This window comes from Pseudoduganella sp. jia 9, assembly GCF_055502615.1.
The window spans coordinates 272,912-288,743 of record NZ_JBUPWE010000003.1 but is presented as its reverse complement, the minus strand read 5'-3'; the positions used below and the strand labels follow the sequence as shown (position 1 = coordinate 288,743).

The 15,832-nt window shown below is 67.5% G+C and carries 16 protein-coding genes; 10 read left to right on the top strand and 6 right to left on the bottom strand.

Annotated elements, in window-relative coordinates; translation table 11 throughout:
- Positions 1-24: 24 nt before the first annotated feature.
- Genes pcaB through pcaH form a run of 3 tightly spaced genes read right to left on the bottom strand, consistent with a single transcriptional unit; the run spans position 25 to position 2,660 of the window.
- Positions 25-1,416 carry a 3-carboxy-cis,cis-muconate cycloisomerase gene (gene pcaB / locus ACY34H_RS04595; RefSeq protein WP_464976305.1) on the bottom strand — a complete coding sequence of 464 codons (1,392 nt, stop codon included), beginning with the start codon at positions 1,414-1,416 and terminating at the stop codon, positions 25-27.
- 28 nt (positions 1,417-1,444) lie between these two features.
- Complete coding sequence (locus ACY34H_RS04590) at positions 1,445-1,951, bottom strand: peptidase associated/transthyretin-like domain-containing protein (protein ID WP_464976304.1); 507 nt, start codon at positions 1,949-1,951, stop codon at positions 1,445-1,447.
- Between the two features lie 10 nt (positions 1,952-1,961).
- The gene (gene pcaH, locus ACY34H_RS04585; RefSeq protein ID WP_464976303.1) at positions 1,962-2,660 is read right to left on the bottom strand and encodes a protocatechuate 3,4-dioxygenase subunit beta; all 699 of its coding nucleotides are present in this window, start codon (positions 2,658-2,660) and stop codon (positions 1,962-1,964) included.
- 145 nt (positions 2,661-2,805) lie between these two features.
- On the opposite strand from pcaH, the gene ACY34H_RS04580 reads away from it, so the two are divergent.
- Positions 2,806-3,582: an IclR family transcriptional regulator domain-containing protein gene (locus ACY34H_RS04580; RefSeq protein WP_464976302.1), complete on the top strand. Its 777-nt coding sequence runs from the start codon at positions 2,806-2,808 to the stop codon at positions 3,580-3,582.
- A 116-nt stretch (positions 3,583-3,698) separates the two neighbouring features.
- On the opposite strand, the gene ACY34H_RS04575 is transcribed toward ACY34H_RS04580, so the two are convergent.
- Positions 3,699-4,634 (bottom strand): helix-turn-helix domain-containing protein, encoded by a 936-nt coding sequence (locus tag ACY34H_RS04575; RefSeq protein WP_464976301.1) that lies wholly within the window; start codon positions 4,632-4,634, stop codon positions 3,699-3,701.
- A gap of 133 nt (positions 4,635-4,767) precedes the next feature.
- Here ACY34H_RS04575 and ACY34H_RS04570 point away from each other — a divergent pair, with 133 nt between their 5' ends.
- Positions 4,768-5,934 carry a 4-hydroxybenzoate 3-monooxygenase gene (locus ACY34H_RS04570; protein WP_464976300.1) on the top strand — a complete coding sequence of 389 codons (1,167 nt, stop codon included), beginning with the start codon at positions 4,768-4,770 and terminating at the stop codon, positions 5,932-5,934.
- 128 nt (positions 5,935-6,062) lie between these two features.
- Positions 6,063-6,263 (top strand): DUF2905 domain-containing protein, encoded by a 201-nt coding sequence (locus tag ACY34H_RS04565; protein ID WP_464976299.1) that lies wholly within the window; start codon positions 6,063-6,065, stop codon positions 6,261-6,263.
- Between the two features lie 47 nt (positions 6,264-6,310).
- Here the strand turns inward: ACY34H_RS04565 and ACY34H_RS04560 are convergent, their stop codons facing one another.
- On the bottom strand, positions 6,311-6,910 hold the full coding sequence (locus ACY34H_RS04560; protein ID WP_464976298.1) for a hypothetical protein: 600 nt from the start codon (positions 6,908-6,910) through the stop codon (positions 6,311-6,313).
- Here ACY34H_RS04560 and ACY34H_RS04555 point away from each other — a divergent pair.
- The 4 genes from ACY34H_RS04555 to ACY34H_RS04540 all read left to right on the top strand — a co-directional run bounded on the left by ACY34H_RS04555 (position 6,909) and on the right by ACY34H_RS04540 (position 10,507).
- Positions 6,909-7,040 (top strand): hypothetical protein, encoded by a 132-nt coding sequence (locus ACY34H_RS04555; RefSeq protein WP_464976297.1) that lies wholly within the window; start codon positions 6,909-6,911, stop codon positions 7,038-7,040. The two genes, ACY34H_RS04560 and ACY34H_RS04555, sit on opposite strands and share 2 nt — an antisense overlap.
- A gap of 173 nt (positions 7,041-7,213) precedes the next feature.
- Complete coding sequence (locus ACY34H_RS04550) at positions 7,214-8,398, top strand: zinc-dependent alcohol dehydrogenase (protein WP_464976296.1); 1,185 nt, start codon at positions 7,214-7,216, stop codon at positions 8,396-8,398.
- Between the two features lie 10 nt (positions 8,399-8,408).
- On the top strand, positions 8,409-8,966 hold the full coding sequence (locus tag ACY34H_RS04545; protein WP_464976295.1) for a hypothetical protein: 558 nt from the start codon (positions 8,409-8,411) through the stop codon (positions 8,964-8,966).
- An 11-nt stretch (positions 8,967-8,977) separates the two neighbouring features.
- Positions 8,978-10,507: an FAD-dependent oxidoreductase gene (locus tag ACY34H_RS04540; RefSeq protein ID WP_464976294.1), complete on the top strand. Its 1,530-nt coding sequence runs from the start codon at positions 8,978-8,980 to the stop codon at positions 10,505-10,507.
- A 7-nt stretch (positions 10,508-10,514) separates the two neighbouring features.
- Here the strand turns inward: ACY34H_RS04540 and ACY34H_RS04535 are convergent, their stop codons facing one another.
- On the bottom strand, positions 10,515-10,931 hold the full coding sequence (locus ACY34H_RS04535; RefSeq protein ID WP_464976293.1) for an NUDIX hydrolase: 417 nt from the start codon (positions 10,929-10,931) through the stop codon (positions 10,515-10,517).
- Positions 10,932-11,222: 291 nt separating this feature from the next.
- Between ACY34H_RS04535 and ACY34H_RS04530 the strand changes: the two genes are divergently transcribed.
- Genes ACY34H_RS04530 through ACY34H_RS04520 form a run of 3 tightly spaced genes read left to right on the top strand, consistent with a single transcriptional unit; the run spans position 11,223 to position 15,580 of the window.
- On the top strand, positions 11,223-12,464 hold the full coding sequence (locus ACY34H_RS04530; RefSeq protein WP_464976292.1) for a hypothetical protein: 1,242 nt from the start codon (positions 11,223-11,225) through the stop codon (positions 12,462-12,464).
- A gap of 18 nt (positions 12,465-12,482) precedes the next feature.
- Positions 12,483-12,908: a phosphate ABC transporter substrate-binding protein gene (locus ACY34H_RS04525; RefSeq protein WP_464976291.1), complete on the top strand. Its 426-nt coding sequence runs from the start codon at positions 12,483-12,485 to the stop codon at positions 12,906-12,908.
- Positions 12,908-15,580 carry a bifunctional diguanylate cyclase/phosphodiesterase gene (locus tag ACY34H_RS04520; protein ID WP_464976290.1) on the top strand — a complete coding sequence of 891 codons (2,673 nt, stop codon included), beginning with the start codon at positions 12,908-12,910 and terminating at the stop codon, positions 15,578-15,580. Before ACY34H_RS04525 ends, ACY34H_RS04520 begins: the two co-directional genes overlap by 1 nt.
- Positions 15,581-15,832 lie beyond the last annotated feature (252 nt).

Sequence of the window (15,832 nt, the reverse complement as noted above, 5' to 3'; positions counted from 1 at the left end):
GCGTCCAGGTTCAGTGGTCCAGGTTCAATGGTCCGGGTTCAATGAGGCGGCCTGCGCGCGGAGCACGGGCAGGCGGCGCGTGGCCAGCCGGCGTGCGGCACCGGCGGCGGCGACGGGATCGAACAGTGCCTGCAGGCCGGCCAGGACCGCTGCGTCGCATTGCTCGCGCAGCGTGTCGTGCGCGCGCACCGCCTCGGGCAGCAGGTCGGCAAGGTGGCGGCCTTCCGCCACCGCGCGGCGCGTCAGCCCTTCGACGAATTCGTGGGCGGCCGGGCGGCCGATGAATTCGGCCAGCCGGATCGACAGCGCTTCGGCAAAGATCAGGCCCTGCAGCGCATCGATGTTGCGGCCCATGCGGCCCGTATCGACGGCCAGTGCGCCGAACGCGTCGTTCAGCGCCTGCAGCGCACCGTGCGCGCTGATGAACAGCTGCGGCCATTCGGCCAGTTCGGCCTGCCAGTTGCCCAGGCCCCGTTCGTGCTGCTGGCCCATCGCGTTCAGCAGCGACGCGGCATGCTGCGGCGTGCGCGCGGCAGCCGCCAGCGCGATCATCGCCGACACGGGGTTGCGCTTGTGCGGCATGGCCGACGAGCCGCCGCGGCCATTGCCGGACGGTTCGGCCAGTTCGCCGATCTCGCCTTGCGCCATCAGCGACAGGTCGGTGGCGATCTTGCCCAGGCTGCCCGTCAGCACGGCCACTTCGAGGCCGAGGCGCACCCATTCGTCGCGCTGGGTATGCCATGGCGCGTCGGCCACCTTCAGGCCCAGTTCGTCCGCCAGGCGCTGCGCCACGGCGTCGGCATCGTCGCCCATCACGGCCAGCGTGCCGACCGCGCCGCCCAGCTGCAGCTGCAATGCGCGGCCGGCGGCTTCGCGCAGCCGTTCGCGGGCGCGCAGCAGCGGCGCCGTCCAGCCGAGCACTTTCCAGCCGAAGCTGGTCACCTGCGCCGGCTGCATCAGCGTGCGGGCCAGCACCGGCGTGTCGACGTGCGCCTCGGCCAGCGCCAGCAGCGTCTGAGCAAGCTGCGCCAGGCCGGCGTCGATCAGGTGCAGGGCCTCGCGCGTCGCCAGCACCAGCGCGGTGTCGACCACGTCCTGGCTGGTGCTGCCCCAGTGGACGAAGGCGGCGCTGTCCTTGTCGTACAGCGCCACCGTCCTGGTGAGTTCCTTGACCAGCGGGATGGCCAGGCTGCCGGCGCGGCGGCTCGCGGCGATCAGCGCCGGGATGTCATACAGCTGTGCGTTACAGACGCCGGCGATGGCGCGCGCCGCCGCCGCCGGGATCAGGCCTTCCCCGGCCTGCGCGGCGGCCAGCGCCTGCTCGAAACGGAACATGCCCTGGACGATCGCGGCATCGTCGAACACCGCGATCATGTCGGTCGTCGTGAGGAAGCTGTCGAAGATCGATACGCTCATCCGTTTCTTCTCCCGTTTTTCCCGTTTATCACGCGTAGTCGAAGAAGACGGTCTCCCCTTCGCCCTGCATGCGGATGTCCCAGCGGTAGCTGCCGTCCGGCTGGCGGCGTGCCAGCAGCGTGCCGCGGCGCTCTTCCGGCACCTGCGCCAGCAGCGGCGAGGGCGGCGCATCTTCCAGGAACACGGCCGTGAACTGGTGTTTTACCAGCCCGCGCGCGAAGATCGTCACGAAGGTGGCGGGTGCGTCGGCCGGTGCATCGGCGGGGCGGGACAGGCGGAACTGGAATTCGCCCGCTTCGCCGCTGGGCACGCGCCGGAAGCCCGGAATGGCCTGCCGGGCCTCGGCCTGCGATGCGTGCGGGTTCCAGGCTTCCAGCTGGGCGTCGTTGATGGGCGCGCCGTCGCCGTCGTAGATCACGCCGCGCACGGTCACGGTGGGCGCCGTCGTCTCGACGTTGGCGGTCGCATCGACGCTCCATTGCCACGCTTCATGCGAGAACGGGCCGATGGTCTGGGATGTGGTGATATTGCTCATGGTGGTCTCCTTACAGGCCCATCGGGGTGGCGTCGCGTCCGCGCAGGACGATGTCGAATTCATAGCCCAGCAGGTGTTCGTGCATGGTTTCCTCGATCGAGAACCGCGAGACCAGGCGCTGGCGCGCGGCCGCGTCGGGCACGCTGTTGAAGATCGGATCGTAGTCGAACAGCGGGTCGTTCGGGAAATACATCTGTGTCACCAGGCGCTGCGCATACACATTGCCGAACAGCGAGAAGTGGATGTGCGCCGGACGGAACGCCTTGTGGTGGTTGCCCCACGGGTAAGGGCCCGGGCGGACCGTCACGAAGCGGTAGCGGCCTTCGTCGTCCGTCAGCATCTTGCCCCAGCCGTTGAAGTTCGGGTCGAGCGGGGCGTTGTGCTGGTCTTTCTTGTGGCGGTAGCGGCCCGCCGCGTTGCATTGCCATACTTCGATCAGCGAATTGCGCACGGGCTTGCCGTCCTCGTCCGTCACGCGGCCGGTGACGACAATGCGTTCGCCGATCGCCTCGCCGTCGCAGCCCTCGGGCCGGGTCAGGTCGATCTCGCCCGGCAGCACCAGGCTCGACGGGGTGGCGATGTTGTCGCTGACGGGCAGCGCCGCGTCGAGGCGCAGCAGCGGCTGCAGCGGGCCGCGCTTCACGGTGGATTTGTATTCGGGATAAACGAGTTCCGGATACACGCCGGATGGGACGGAATCGAATTTCACTAAAGTCTCCTCGTGCGCTGTGCGCAGTGTTGTCGGATGCAGGCCATGGTAGGCGCCCGCCCAGTTCTCCTCAACGGGCTGATGTCGAGTTGCATCCGCAATGCGCACACTTTGTGCGATACTCGCACAAACAGGGGGATTTTGCATGGAACAGGTAGAGCAGGTGGAACCTCACCCGCGCGACCTCGTCGCCGGACTGGAAAAAGGCTTGCAGGTCATCGAGGCATTCGACCAGGAGCGCGCGCGCCTGACGATCGCCGAGGTCGCCGAGCGCACCGGTCTGACGCGGGCGGCGGCGCGGCGCTACCTGATCACGCTGACACACCTGGGCTATATGCGGCACGAGAACAAGCAGTTCTCGCTGACGCCGGCGGTGCTGCGGCTCGGGCAGTCGTACCTGCATTCGGCGCGCCTGCCGCGCATTGCCCAGCCGCTGCTGTACCGGCTCGCCTACTCGCTGGGCGAGGCGGCGTCGTGCGGCGTGCTGGACGACCGGGAGCTGGTCTGCGTGGCCGCCGTCAGCGCCGGGCGCCTGGTATCGACGACGCTGCAGCCCGGTACCCGGGTGCCGGCCTACTGCACCGCCAACGGGCGCGTGCTGCTGGCGCACCTGCCGGCCGATGCGGTGGAGCGCTACCTGGCCAGCGTGGAGCCGGAGCGCATCACCGCGCACACGATCGTGCACCGCGAACGGCTGGCGCTGGAGATCGCCCGGGCGCGCGAGCAGGGCTATGCGCTGGTCGACCAGGAGCTGGAACTGGGCTTGCGGGCTATCGCCGTACCGCTGCGCAATTTCCGCGGCGAGATCGTGGCGGCGCTGAACGTCAGCGTGCACGAGGGCCGCATGCCGCTCGAGGCGATGGTGGAACGCTGCCTGCCGGCGATGGTGAAGATCCAGGCCGAGCTGTCGGCGCTGCTCTGAAAACTGGGGACGGACCCCTGTTTGGCGGCAATTCATTGCACGATCCGTGGCACGCGCACGGGGGCAATGCTGGTGAGTGCGGAGATTTCTTGAAAACCAGGGTACGTCCCCAGTTTTCAGGAGTTTCCTGGAAACAGGGGTACGTCCCCGGTTTTGTCTGTGAGGGGCTCGGTGCTGGGGCTGCGCCGGGTCTGCTCGCGGTATTCCTTCGGCGTCACCCCGATGCGCTTGCGGAACAGCCGGCTGAAGTAGGCCGGGTCCTGGAAGCCCAGCTCATAGCCGATCGTGGCGATCGAGGTCGGCACGTAGGTGAGCTTGCGGCAGGCTTCCAGCATCAGGCGGTCCTGGGCCATTTCAAAGGCGGACTTGCCGGCCAGCTTCACGCACAGCCGGTTCAGCCGCACCGGCGTCACGCGCAGCTCTTCCGCGTAGCGGCCCACCAGCCACTGTTCGCGGAAATGTTCCTCGACGAGCGCGCGGTAGCGGCTGAACAGTTCGAATTCGACATGGCCTGACTGGTCGGCCATGCGCCGCTCCGTTTCCAGCCGCACCAGCAGCAGCAGGACGCTGCGCGCCAGCCACTCGACCATCAGCGCCTGGCCGTAGCGCGGGCCGGCCGCTTCCTGCATCAGCTGGTGCAGCAGCGCGGCCAGCCGTTCCTGCAGCACCGGGTTTTCATGCAGCCGCAGCGCCTGGGGGCGCAGGAACAGCGGTGCGAACAGGTCGACCGACAGCACCACGTTCTGGTCCATCGTCAGCACGTAGCCCTGCGCTTCCTCGGAAAAATCAAAGGCGTGCACGACGCTGGGATGGATCGTGATGACGGTCGGGCCATCGCATTCCCACAGCATGTTTTCCACCTGCGCGCTGACGTGGCCGGCCATCAGGAACAATACCTGGAACAGCCCGCGGTGCGTGTGCGGGCCGATGTGCCAGTCGTGCAGGCGGCTGCGCGTCTCGATCAGCTCGATATGCACGAACTCGGCATTGTCGATCGGCGTATTCTCGCCATACAGCGCGAACTGGGGAATCTCGTTGGGCAGGATGTTCATGGCGCAGCAAGTTGTGCAAGGCGAGGAATCTGCAAAATAGTACAAGTATTTTCACGCTTCATCCATTTTTTTATTGTGACCGCAGCATTACGATCCGTCTATCCAATAAATTAATACCAGACGGAGACTGAATATGCGTACCCAGGCAGCCATCATCGGCGCCGGCCCAGCGGGCCTGCTGCTATCCCACCTCCTGCACCTGCAGGGCATCGAATCGGTCGTGCTCGAGAGCCGCAGCCGGGAAGACATCGAATCCACCATCCGCGCCGGCGTGCTCGAGCAGGGCACGATGGACGTCCTGAACGATGCCGGCGTGGGCGAACGGATGCGCCAGCTCGGCGCGCTGCACCATGGCATCGAGCTGGCGTTCGGCGGCCGCCGCCACCGCATCGATCTCACTGAGCTGACGGGCAAGGCGATCACCGTCTACCCCCAGCACGAAGTGATCAAGGACCTCGTCGCGGCCCGGCTGGCGGCGCAGGGGCAGGTCCTGTTCGAAGTGTCGGACGTGCGCATCGACGGCATCGACACCGATGCACCGTCGGTCGCGTTCACGCACCGTGGCGAGCAGGGCCGCATCGATGCGGACTTCGTCATCGGCTGCGACGGCTTCCATGGCGTGTCGCGCAAGACGTTGCCGGAAGCCTCGCGTACCGAATTCCAGCGCACCTACCCGTTCGGCTGGTTCGGCATCCTCGTCGAGTCGGCGCCGTCGTCGGAAGAACTGATCTATGCGCAGCACGAACGGGGCTTCGCGCTGATCTCGACGCGCACGCCGGAAGTGCAGCGGCTGTACTTCCAGTGCGACCCGGCCGACCACGTCGACAACTGGTCCGACGACCGCATCTGGGCCGAGCTGCACGCCCGCGTGGAAACCAGCGACGGCTGGAAGGTCAACGAAGGCCGCATCTTCCAGAAGGGCATCATCGGCATGCGCAGCTTCGTCTGCACGACGATGCGGCACAAGCGGCTGTTCCTGGCCGGCGACGCGGCGCACATCGTGCCGCCCACCGGCGCGAAGGGCATGAATCTCGCCATCTCGGACGTGAGGTTCCTGGCCGAGGGGCTGGATGCGTTCTACAAAAAGGGCAGCAGCGAGCTGCTGGACGGCTACGGCGAACGGGCACTGAAGCGCATCTGGCGCGCCGAGTATTTCTCGTGGTGGATGACGCGCATGCTGCACACCTTTGCCGAGGCCACGCCGTTCGAGCGGGAGATGCAGCGGGCGGAACTGGAGAACGTGGTGGGGTCGCGCGCACTGGCGCAGGCGCTGGCGGAGAACTACGTCGGCGCGTTCTGAGCCGCCTGCCGTGCATGCCGGTGCGACGGCGCGCCGCGCCGGCCGTCACCGCGCTACACTGGCTGCCATTACCCCTCATGGCGAACCGATGCCGACACTGAAACCGGCACCAGGGAGCCCGAACCACGATGCGACAGCTGCTGATCATTCTCGGTGCCATTTTGTTGCTGGCCGGCCTGGCCTGGCCGTGGCTGAGCCGATTGCCGCTGGGCCGGCTGCCCGGCGACGTGCATGTCGTGCGCGAAGGATTCAGCTTCCATTTTCCGATTGTGACGTGCATCGTGGTGTCGGTCGTGGTGTCGCTATTGATCTGGTGGTTCCGGCGGTGACGGAAACCGGAGACCGCTGTTTCGGCCGCTGAACAGGGGAAATATTTTCATTTTGCTTGGGGCAGTTCCGACTGCCGCACGGCGCGTTCTCCTACGCGCCATGCATGGGGGCGGTGCCAGAATGCCAATTCACCGACTGCACCCACAAGCAAAAGGAGATACGACATGAAGAGCAAACTCGCGGTAATCCTTGCATCCCTGTTCGTCAGCGCTGGCGTCGCGGCCCAAACCACCAGCTCGCCTACGTCGGGCAGCGACCAGCACCAGTCGAGCGATACCAAGAAACAAAAGTCCAGCAAATCCAAACAGCAGGGCACAAGCGGCCAGGACCGCACGACGTCGGGTACCAGCGGCACCAGCGGCTCGACCGGCTCAACCGGCTCGACCGGCTCCACGGCGACCGGCTCCGGTTCGACCAGCGGTTCCAGCGCAACCGGCACCACCGGCTCCGGCAGCATGAACAGCACGCCGCCAAGCTCGACCAACAGCATGGACGGCACGCCGAGCTCGACGAGCGGTTCGTCGACTTCGGGCACCAGCGGCTCGTCGACTTCGGGCACCAGCGGCTCGTCGTCGATGGACAGCAGCGGCTCGTCCACTTCGGGCACGTCCGGCAGCAGCGCCACCGGCACCAGCGGTTCCAGCATGAGCGGAACGACGGATACCTCCGGCACGGGCACGACGCGCTCGGGCGCGGGCGCGACCGGCACCGGTACCACCGGCACCACCGGGTCGGGTACCACCGGCACCACCACGCCGCCACTGCCAACCCGCTGACCGGGCAGGCCGAAGCCGCCCGCGGGCGGCTTCCCGGCGTTTCCCATCCTCAGCCGTTGCACATCCTCCGCCATTGCTGAACCATCCCGGCCAGCGATGACGGGGGAAGTCATTCCCTTGAAACATGCCGGCGCCCTGTCGCGGGGCGCTGCCGCCCAACTACAGGAGTCACCATGCTGGCAATGAACTACCGCGGGCCGTTCCGCGTCCGTGCCGACCACAAGCCCGATCCCGTCATCGAACATCCCGGCGACGCCATCGTCCGCGTCACCCGTTCCTGCATCTGCGGTTCCGACCTGCACCTCTATCACGGCCTGGTGCCCGATACGCGCGTGGGCACGACCTTCGGCCATGAATTCGTCGGCATTGTCGAGGAAGTGGGTTCGCAGGTCACCAGGCTGAAGGTCGGCGACCACGTGCTGGTACCGTTCAACGTGTTTTGCGGCTCGTGCTTCTTCTGCCAGAAGGAGCTGTATGGCAATTGCCACAACACCAACCCGCAGGCCACCGCCGTGGGCGGCATCTACGGCTACTCGCACACGGCGGGCGGCTATGACGGCGGCCAGGCCGAGTACGTGCGCGTGCCGATGGCCGACGTCGGCCCCACTGTAATCCCGGCCGACATGGACGAGGACGACGCCGTGCTGCTGACGGACGCGCTGCCCACCGGCTACCAGGCTGCCGAGATGGGCGACATCTCGGAAGGAGACACGGTGGTCGTGTTCGGCGCCGGCCCGGTCGGCATCTTCGCCGCCAAGTCCGCGTGGCTGTTCGGCGCCGGGCGCGTGATCGTCGTCGACCACGTCGACTACCGGCTCGACTTCGTGCGCCGCTATGCGCAGTGCGAAGTGGTCAATTTCCGCGAAGTGGACGACATGGCGCTGCACATCAAGAAGATGACGGACTGGCTCGGCGCGGATGTCTGCATCGATGCGGTCGGCTGCGAGGCCGCCGGCAGCGCGGCGCAGACCATCACCGGCGTGTATACGATGATGCAGGCCGGCTCGGCCACCGCGCTGCACTGGTGCATCAACTCGGTACGCAAGGGCGGCAATGTGTCGATCGTCGGCGTGTACGGCCCCACCTTCAACGCGATCCCGATCGGCAACGCGCTGAACAAGGGCCTGACGATGCGGATGAACCAGGCCAGCGTGAAGCGCCACCTGCCGCGGCTGATCGAGCATATCCAGGCAGGCCGCATCGACCCGAAGCAGATCATCACGCACCGCGTGCCGCTGGAGGAGGTGTCGGATGCGTATCACATCTTCTCGTCGAAGCTGGACGACTGCATCAAGACGGTATTGATCCCGCCGTCGGCGAACCAGGTGCGCGCCGTCGCGTCCACCGCGAATCATTGAGGAGAACGAGATGGCCCATGAGCACGGACATGAACATGAGCACGGACATGAGCACAAGCATGCCGGCGACCTCGCGGTCTTCCAGCATGGCCGCCCGCCGGTGGACCGCTCGGCGATCCAGGGCTGGGGCGCCGACCTCGACCGCAAGAACCGTCCCGGCGTGCCGATGGAGCGCACGCCGCCCCGCATCGATGCGCCGCTGACGCAGCCGGCACCGCAACGCCAGGACGTGGAAGTGCTGGTGTCGCCGGAACGGCCGCACATGACGCCGCTGTTCGGCAGCCCGAATCCGCCACGCGGCGTATCGGGCATGGTGCGGCGCGCGGCGTTCAGGGAAACCGAGAACGACATCCGGCACTGGCTGCTGCTGATGCTGGCCGACCGCATCGACGTGGTCGAAGGCCTGGTCGAGGACCTTGGCCGCGGCCACGTGCCGAACATCCTCGGCGAGATGGGCATCAAGGCCGAGTGGCAGCACAACAAGAAGGGCCTGGTGCAGAAAGTGGCCATCGGCGCGGCGGTGGCCGGTGTCGCCTGCTATCTGCTGTCGCGCCGCGACCGCGACTGACGGCGGGCACCATGCTGTCGAATGCCGCCACGGTGTCGCTGTGGACTGATACCGCCCAGGTGCCGTCCTTCCCGCCGCTGGCCGGCGATACGGCGGCCGACGTGTGCGTGGTCGGCGGCGGCATCGCCGGCCTCACCTCGGCCTACCTGCTGCTCAAGGAGGGCAGGTCGGTGGTGCTGGTCGACGCGCTGCAGCCCGGTGCCGGCGAAACCGGCCGCACCACGGCGCATTTCTTCCCGCCCGACGAACGCTACTTCAATATCGCGAAGCGCTTCGGCGACGGCCGCGCCCACCTGCTGCACGACAGCTACGAGCGGGCGACCAGCCTGGTCGAATCGATCGTGCACGACGAGCGCATCGCCTGCGATTTCCGCCGGCTGGACGGCTACCTGGTGCCGGCCGGCGCGCATGGCGCAAACGTGATCGCGCAAGAACATGAATGCACGCAACGCCTGGGCATCGCCACCACGCGGCTGCCGCGCGTGCCCGGCCTGGCCTGGGACAGCGGGCCGGCGCTGTGCTTCCACAACCAGGCGCAGTTCCATCCGGTCAAGTACATGGCCGGGCTGGTGCGTGCGATCGAGCGGCTCGGCGGACGCATCCATGGCGACACGCGGGCGCGCGACGTCGACGGTTCGAACGTCGTCACGGAAAAGGGCACCGTGCGGGCGGCCGCGGTGGTGGTGGCGACCAATACGCCGTTCAACAACCGCTTCGTGCTGCACACCAAGGTGGCGCCGTACCACAGCTACGTGGTGGGCATGAAGATGCCGCGCGGGGCGCTCGAGCCGTTCCTGCTGTGGGACACGGGCGATCCGTATTATTACGTGCGCCTCGACGACGCGCGCGTGGCGCGGCCGTTCGATATCCTCGTGGTGGGCGGGCAGGACCACAAGACAGGCCAGGAAAGCGCGCCCCAGCACCGCTGGAACGAGATCGAGGCGTGGACGCGGGCCCGGTTTCCGCAGGCGGGGGAGGCGATGTACCGCTGGTCCGGCGAGGTGATGGAACCGGCCGACGGCGTGGCCTACCTGGGTCGCAATCCGGCCGACCGCGGCAACGTGTTCGTCATCACCGGCGACTCCGGCAACGGCATGACCCATTGCACCGCCGGCGCGATGCTCGTCACCGACCTGGTCGCCGGCCGCGCCAACCCCTGGGTGGCGCTGTACGACCCGGGCCGCATGCCGCTGCACGGTCTCGGCGAGTTCACCAAGGAACAGGCCAACGTGATGGCCCAGTACACCGACTGGCTGCAGGGCGGCGAAGTGGTTTCGCCGGACCGCATACCGCCGGGCGAGGGGGCGCTGATCCGCGAGGGCCTGAAGCTGATGGCCGTGCACCGCGCCGAGGACGGCAGGCTCACCTTCCTGTCCGCGGCCTGCCCGCACATGGGCTGCGCGGTGCACTGGAATTCGGCCGAGAAGTCGTGGGATTGCCCCTGCCACGGCTCGCGCTTCGACATCGCCGGGCAGGTGCTGCACGGTCCGTCGAACGCGCCGCTGCCGCCGGCGCAGCCGGGCGGCAAGGGCACTTCCTGAACGCGCGCTACCAGTCCAGCGACAGCAGGCGCTGGGCCATCCTGGGCCAGCACAGCGTGCGCACCTCGTCGCGCGTGGCCCAGCGGAAGCCGTCCGCTTCCGGCGTCGGCGCGCCCGTCACATGGTGCGGGAAGAAGCTGGTGCAGGCCAGGTGGTCGAGCGTGCACAGTTCCTCGCCGGCGGCCACGTGGAACAGGTGCAGCCGCTTGTCGCGGCGGTAATCGAACACCCCCAGGTCGACAAACCGGCCGGCATCGAAGGCCAGCCCGGCCTCCTCGAACAGCTCGCGCCGCGCCGCCTGCAGCGGCGTCTCGCCGGCATCCTGCAGGCCTTTCGGGATGTCCCAGTGCCGCGTTCCGGTCACGTGGCACAGCAGCAGCCGGCCTGCCGCGTCGACGATCAGGGTGCCGCATGAGGTATCCAATCGCATTCCTTTCTTTGTGAAATACGTATTCTACTGTTGTATTCCTGTGTTGCATTATCGTTTTCCGATAGTTCCATACGGAAATTAATCGACAGTCACCCGGGCCTGTACTACAGTGTGGAAACCGCGCGGTCCCCCATCCCCGTACCGTCATCCATTCCGGCGTTGCTGCCGGACAGCCACCCGACGCAAGCCCTTTCGCTGCTTGCCAACGCTCATTCTTTAACGCTGCTGATCCGGCTTGCGCCGCCACGCGCGCATGTACCCATGGTTCGACAACACAGGACATCGATGCTTCACCACCGACGCCACATCGTTCCCCGCGCCGCCACGCTGGCCGCGCTCCTCGCTTGCGTGCACGCGGGGGCGCATGCGCAGGCCAAATGGACGTTCGGCGGATTCGGCACGCTGGCGGCTGTGCATTCCACGGAGCACCAGGCCGACTACGCGGCCAACCCGGTGTCCCCGGGCCAGGCCGGTTACAGCAAGACGTGGGCGTTCGACGTGGACAGCCGGATCGGTGCGCAGCTCGGCGTGCAGTTCGACAAGCGCTGGTCGGCGGTCATCCAGGTGGTCCAGGAAAAGAACATCGACGGTTCCTTCGCGCCCAGGCTCGAATGGGCCAACGTCAAGTTCCAGGTCACGCCGGACCTGTCAGTGCGCGCCGGCCGCATTGCCTTGCCGCTGTTCCTGGCCGCCGACTACCGCAAGGCTACCTACGCGCTGCCCTGGCTGCGCTCCCCGGTCGAGCTGTACAGTTTGCTGCCGATCGCGCACAGCGACGGCCTCGATGCCAGTTACCGCTGGAACGCCTGGGGTGCCAGGCACATGACCCAGGTTACGTACGGCACGGCATCGGTACGCATGCCGCACGACGCCAACGGCAAGTCGCGTGACTCGTTCGCCATCACGCACAATGCCACCAGCGGTGCGCTGACGCTGCGCGCGACGGCTGCCGATACCACGTTGGAGATCACCGGGGCGGAACCGTTCTTTGCTGCGTTCCGCAGCTTCGGCCCACGCGGCGAGGCGCTGGCGGACCGCTATGACATTGCATCCCGCAAGGTAAACATCTTCAGCGCCGGTTTCAGCTACGACCCCGGCAACTGGTTCCTGATGGGCGAAGTGGGTCGCATGAACACGCGCTCGATGCTGGGCGACCAGACTGCGAGCTACCTCAGCGGTGGTTATCGCTTCGGCACCGTGGCACCGTACGCGACGCTGTCGCGCGTCGGTGTCAACATGGCGACGCGGACCGCGGGCCTGCCCACCGCGCACCTGCCGCCCGAGGCCGCCGGCATGGCAACATTGCTGAACGCCGAACTGAACGCGCGCCTGCGCAGTATCGGCGTGCAGGATGCCGCCAGCGTCGGCATGCGCTGGGACTTCGCACCGAACTACGCGTTCAAGGTGCAGCTCGACCGGGTGCGTCCGCGTGGTGGCTCGACCGGCACGCTGACCAATGTGCAGCCCGGTTTCCGCTCCGGTCATGCGTTCGGCGTGTTCAGCGCCGGCGTGGACTTCGTGTTCTGATCGGAGGGCGAGATGACAATGCCCCGTTTCAAAGCCGCGCTCCTGCTGGCAGCCAGCCTGGCCTTCGGCGGCGCGCGCGCCGCCGACCTGGTGGTCATTGTGTCGGCACGCGCGCCGGTGCCGGCGTTGAGCGCCGACCAGGTGGCCGACATTTTCCTGGCCGAAGCCAGCCGCTTCCCGGACGGCAGCGAGGCCACCGCGGTCGACCAGAATATCGGCTCGGCGCTGCGCGACGAATTCTACGACAAGGTGGCGAACCGCTCGCCGGCGCTGATGAAGGCTTACTGGACCAAGATGATCTTCACGGGCCGCGGCCAGCCGCCGCGCGAGGTGGCCGGCAATGCCGCCGTGCGCAGGCTGGTGGCGGAGAACCCCGGCACCATCGGCTACATCGAGCGCTCGGCGCTCGACCCGAGCGTGCGCGCGGTACTGGTGGTGCGCTGATGGCCAGCGGGACCCGTTCCGCCCGGCGTTCCGAATCGCGCGGCAACCGCTGGTTGCGGCTCGGCCTGGAGACCTATGTCTCGCTGCCGCTGTTTACGCTGCTGCTGCTGGGCGTGATCTGGGCCGCCACGTTCCACTTCATCGGCAACGAGCGCGTGGCCGCGCAGGAAGCGGCGCGCGACTCCGTGCGCGAGCTGCTCGACACCTACGAGGCGCAGGTGGCACGCAACCTGAACGGCATCGACCAGACGCTGAAACTGGTCAAGTACGCGGCCGAGCGCAAGGGGCCGTCCGCGGCGCTGCCCGAACTGGCGCAGGAAGGCCTGCTGCCGCCAGGCGTGGTGTTCGCCGTCCGTATCGCCGATGCATCCGGGCGCGTGGTGGCCAGCAGCCCGGCCGCGCCCGCGCGCTCGGTGGCGGGCGAACGCTACTTCGACTTCCATCGCCAGCGCGACAGCGGCAGGGCCTTCGTGGCCAGGACCCGGCGCGACGGCGCGGACTGGCACATCCAGTTCTCGCGGCGGCTGAACGGGCCGGACGGCGCATTCGCCGGCGCGGTGATCCTGGCGGTGGACCCTTCCTACTTCACCATCGGCTACGAGCGTTCGCGCCAGGGCGACCTGGGCCTGCTGGCCATCGCCGGCAGCGACGGCGTGATGCGCTCGGTGCGGATCGGCGCACGCACCTCGTGGGACCAGCGGATCGACCTGGCGCCATGGCAACGGCCGCCGGCGCAGCCCTGGACATCGACACTGGACGGCGTGCCGCGCTATACCGCCGCGCGCACGCTGGGCGCCTACGGCCTGGTAGTGATGGCCGGCCTCGCCGAGCAGGAACAGATGGCGCCGTTCGAACAGCAGCGCCGTACCCACCTGTGGGAGGCGGGCGTGGCGTCGACCGTGCTGGTCGCCTTCATCGCGCTGGTGTGGGCCTGGTCGTGGCAGGGCGCCAAGGCGCGCCGCCGCATCCGCCTGGCCCAGGAGACCTACGCCGCCGCGTCGGAAGCGAACCTGGATGCGTTCTTCGTACTGCGCGCCGTGTGGAGCAAGGACAAGGGCAGGGCCCGGCGGATCGTGGATTTCCGCATCGTTTCGTGCAACACCCGCGCCGAGCAGATGACGGGGCGTACCAAGGAGCAGATGCGCAACAACACACTGCTGCAGTGGCTGCCCCGGGCGCGCGCCATCGGCATGTTCGGCAGGCTGTGCCGCATCACGACCGAAGGCGGGGTGTACCAGGAAGAGTGGCACAACGACATGCCCGAATTCCACGCCGAATGGATGCACTGGCAGGTGGTCGGCGTGGAGGACGGCGTGGTCGCGATCCTGCGCGACATCACCGAGAGCAAGCGCGACGCCGCGCGCATCTTCCACATGGCACAGCACGATGCGCTGACGGGCCTGCCGAACCGCAACCTGATCGGCGACCGCATCGAGCAGTCGATCCTGCACGCCGAGCGCGAAGGTCACGAAGTCATGGTGGCGTTCGTCGACCTGGACAGCTTCAAGCTCGTCAACGATACGCTGGGCCACACGGCGGGCGACGAATTGCTCAAGACGGTCGCCGGCCGCATGGTCGACTGCGTGCGCAGGAGCGATACCGTGGGCCGCTTCGGCGGCGACGAGTTCGTGCTGGTGCTGCCCCAGGCCGATGCGGCCGATGCCGACCGCGCCGCGCTGCTGGACAAGGTGCTGGCCGCGGTGGTGCGGCCGGTGGTGCTGGACGGCCAGGAGGTGCAGGTCAGCTGTTCGATCGGCGCCGCGGTCTACCCGCGCGACGGCGTCGACCGCGACACGCTGATGATGAACGCGGACGCGGCGATGTACCGCGCCAAGGACCTGGGCAAGAACAACTGCCAGTTCTATGCGCACGAGATGAATGCGTCGCTGGAGGAAAAGCTCGCATTGATGGAAGGGCTGCGCCGCGCGGTCGATGACGGCCAGTTGCGCGTGGTGTACCAGCCCAAGGTGGATCTGGCGACCGGCTGCGTGTTCGGCGTCGAGGCGCTGGTGCGCTGGCAGCATCCCGAGCGGGGCATGGTGCGCCCCGACCAGTTCATTCCGCTGGCCGAGGAGTGCGGCATGATCGTCGCGGTCGGCGAATGGGTGCTGCGCGAGGCATGCCGGCAGGCGCGCCGCTGGCAGGATGCCGGGCTGGCGCCGGTCAGCATGTCGGTCAACGTGTCGCCGCGCCAGTTCGACGACCGCCGGCTGGTGGCGCGGGTGGCCGCCGCGCTGGCCGACGCCGGCCTCGATGCGCAATGGCTCGAGCTGGAAGTGACGGAAAGCCTGATCATGCGCGACGTGCAGCAGGCCGTCGACAAGATGCGCGAGCTCGAAGCGATGGGCATCGCGCTGTCGATCGACGATTTCGGTACCGGCTATTCGAGCCTGGCGGCATTGAAGTCGTTCCCGATCTCGCGCCTGAAGATCGACAAGTCGTTCGTGCGCGACCTGGCGCACAGTACCGACGACCAGGCGATCGCCCGCGCGATCATTTCGCTGTCGCACCAGTTGCAGATGCGGGTGATCGCCGAAGGCGTCGAAACCGAGCAACAGCGCGCCTTCCTTGCCCAATACGGCTGCGACGAGATGCAGGGCTACCTTTTCAGCAAGCCGCTGCCGCCGGACGACATCGCGCCGATGCTGGCGCGGCCCGCGCTCGCCTTGTAGCTCGTCAAGCCGGCTGGCCAAGGCGGCGGGCCGAGGCGGCGGGCCAAGGCGGCGGGCCGAGGCGGCGGGCCAAGGCGGCGGGCCCGCCTGCGCGCAGCTTGGCGTTGCCTGGAGCACGATACGAAAGGGTGATACGCTGGAAATTGCATCTTGGTAAAATAACCAGCCTATCCGGCCGTCCTCCACTACAAGAAAGATAGCGAGACATGAACTTCCTCGAACGGAATCGTTTGTCACGGCGCGCGCCGCTGC

Bases quoted from the DNA above. Each gene is read 5' to 3' on its own strand.
- pcaB (WP_464976305.1), bottom strand. From the start codon at position 1,416: ATGAGCGTATCGATCTTCGACAGCTTCCTCACGACGACCGACATGATC.
- ACY34H_RS04590 (WP_464976304.1), bottom strand. From the start codon at position 1,951: ATGAGCAATATCACCACATCCCAGACCATCGGCCCGTTCTCGCATGAA.
- ACY34H_RS04580 (WP_464976302.1), top strand. From the start codon at position 2,806: ATGGAACAGGTAGAGCAGGTGGAACCTCACCCGCGCGACCTCGTCGCC.
- ACY34H_RS04575 (WP_464976301.1), bottom strand. From the start codon at position 4,634: ATGAACATCCTGCCCAACGAGATTCCCCAGTTCGCGCTGTATGGCGAG.
- ACY34H_RS04570 (WP_464976300.1), top strand. From the start codon at position 4,768: ATGCGTACCCAGGCAGCCATCATCGGCGCCGGCCCAGCGGGCCTGCTG.
- ACY34H_RS04565 (WP_464976299.1), top strand. From the start codon at position 6,063: ATGCGACAGCTGCTGATCATTCTCGGTGCCATTTTGTTGCTGGCCGGC.
- ACY34H_RS04555 (WP_464976297.1), top strand. From the start codon at position 6,909: ATGAGCGGAACGACGGATACCTCCGGCACGGGCACGACGCGCTCGGGC.
- ACY34H_RS04560 (WP_464976298.1), bottom strand. From the start codon at position 6,910: ATGCTGGAACCGCTGGTGCCGGTGGCGCTGCTGCCGGACGTGCCCGAA.
- ACY34H_RS04550 (WP_464976296.1), top strand. From the start codon at position 7,214: ATGCTGGCAATGAACTACCGCGGGCCGTTCCGCGTCCGTGCCGACCAC.
- ACY34H_RS04545 (WP_464976295.1), top strand. From the start codon at position 8,409: ATGGCCCATGAGCACGGACATGAACATGAGCACGGACATGAGCACAAG.
- ACY34H_RS04540 (WP_464976294.1), top strand. From the start codon at position 8,978: ATGCTGTCGAATGCCGCCACGGTGTCGCTGTGGACTGATACCGCCCAG.
- ACY34H_RS04530 (WP_464976292.1), top strand. From the start codon at position 11,223: ATGCTTCACCACCGACGCCACATCGTTCCCCGCGCCGCCACGCTGGCC.
- ACY34H_RS04525 (WP_464976291.1), top strand. From the start codon at position 12,483: ATGCCCCGTTTCAAAGCCGCGCTCCTGCTGGCAGCCAGCCTGGCCTTC.
- ACY34H_RS04520 (WP_464976290.1), top strand. From the start codon at position 12,908: ATGGCCAGCGGGACCCGTTCCGCCCGGCGTTCCGAATCGCGCGGCAAC.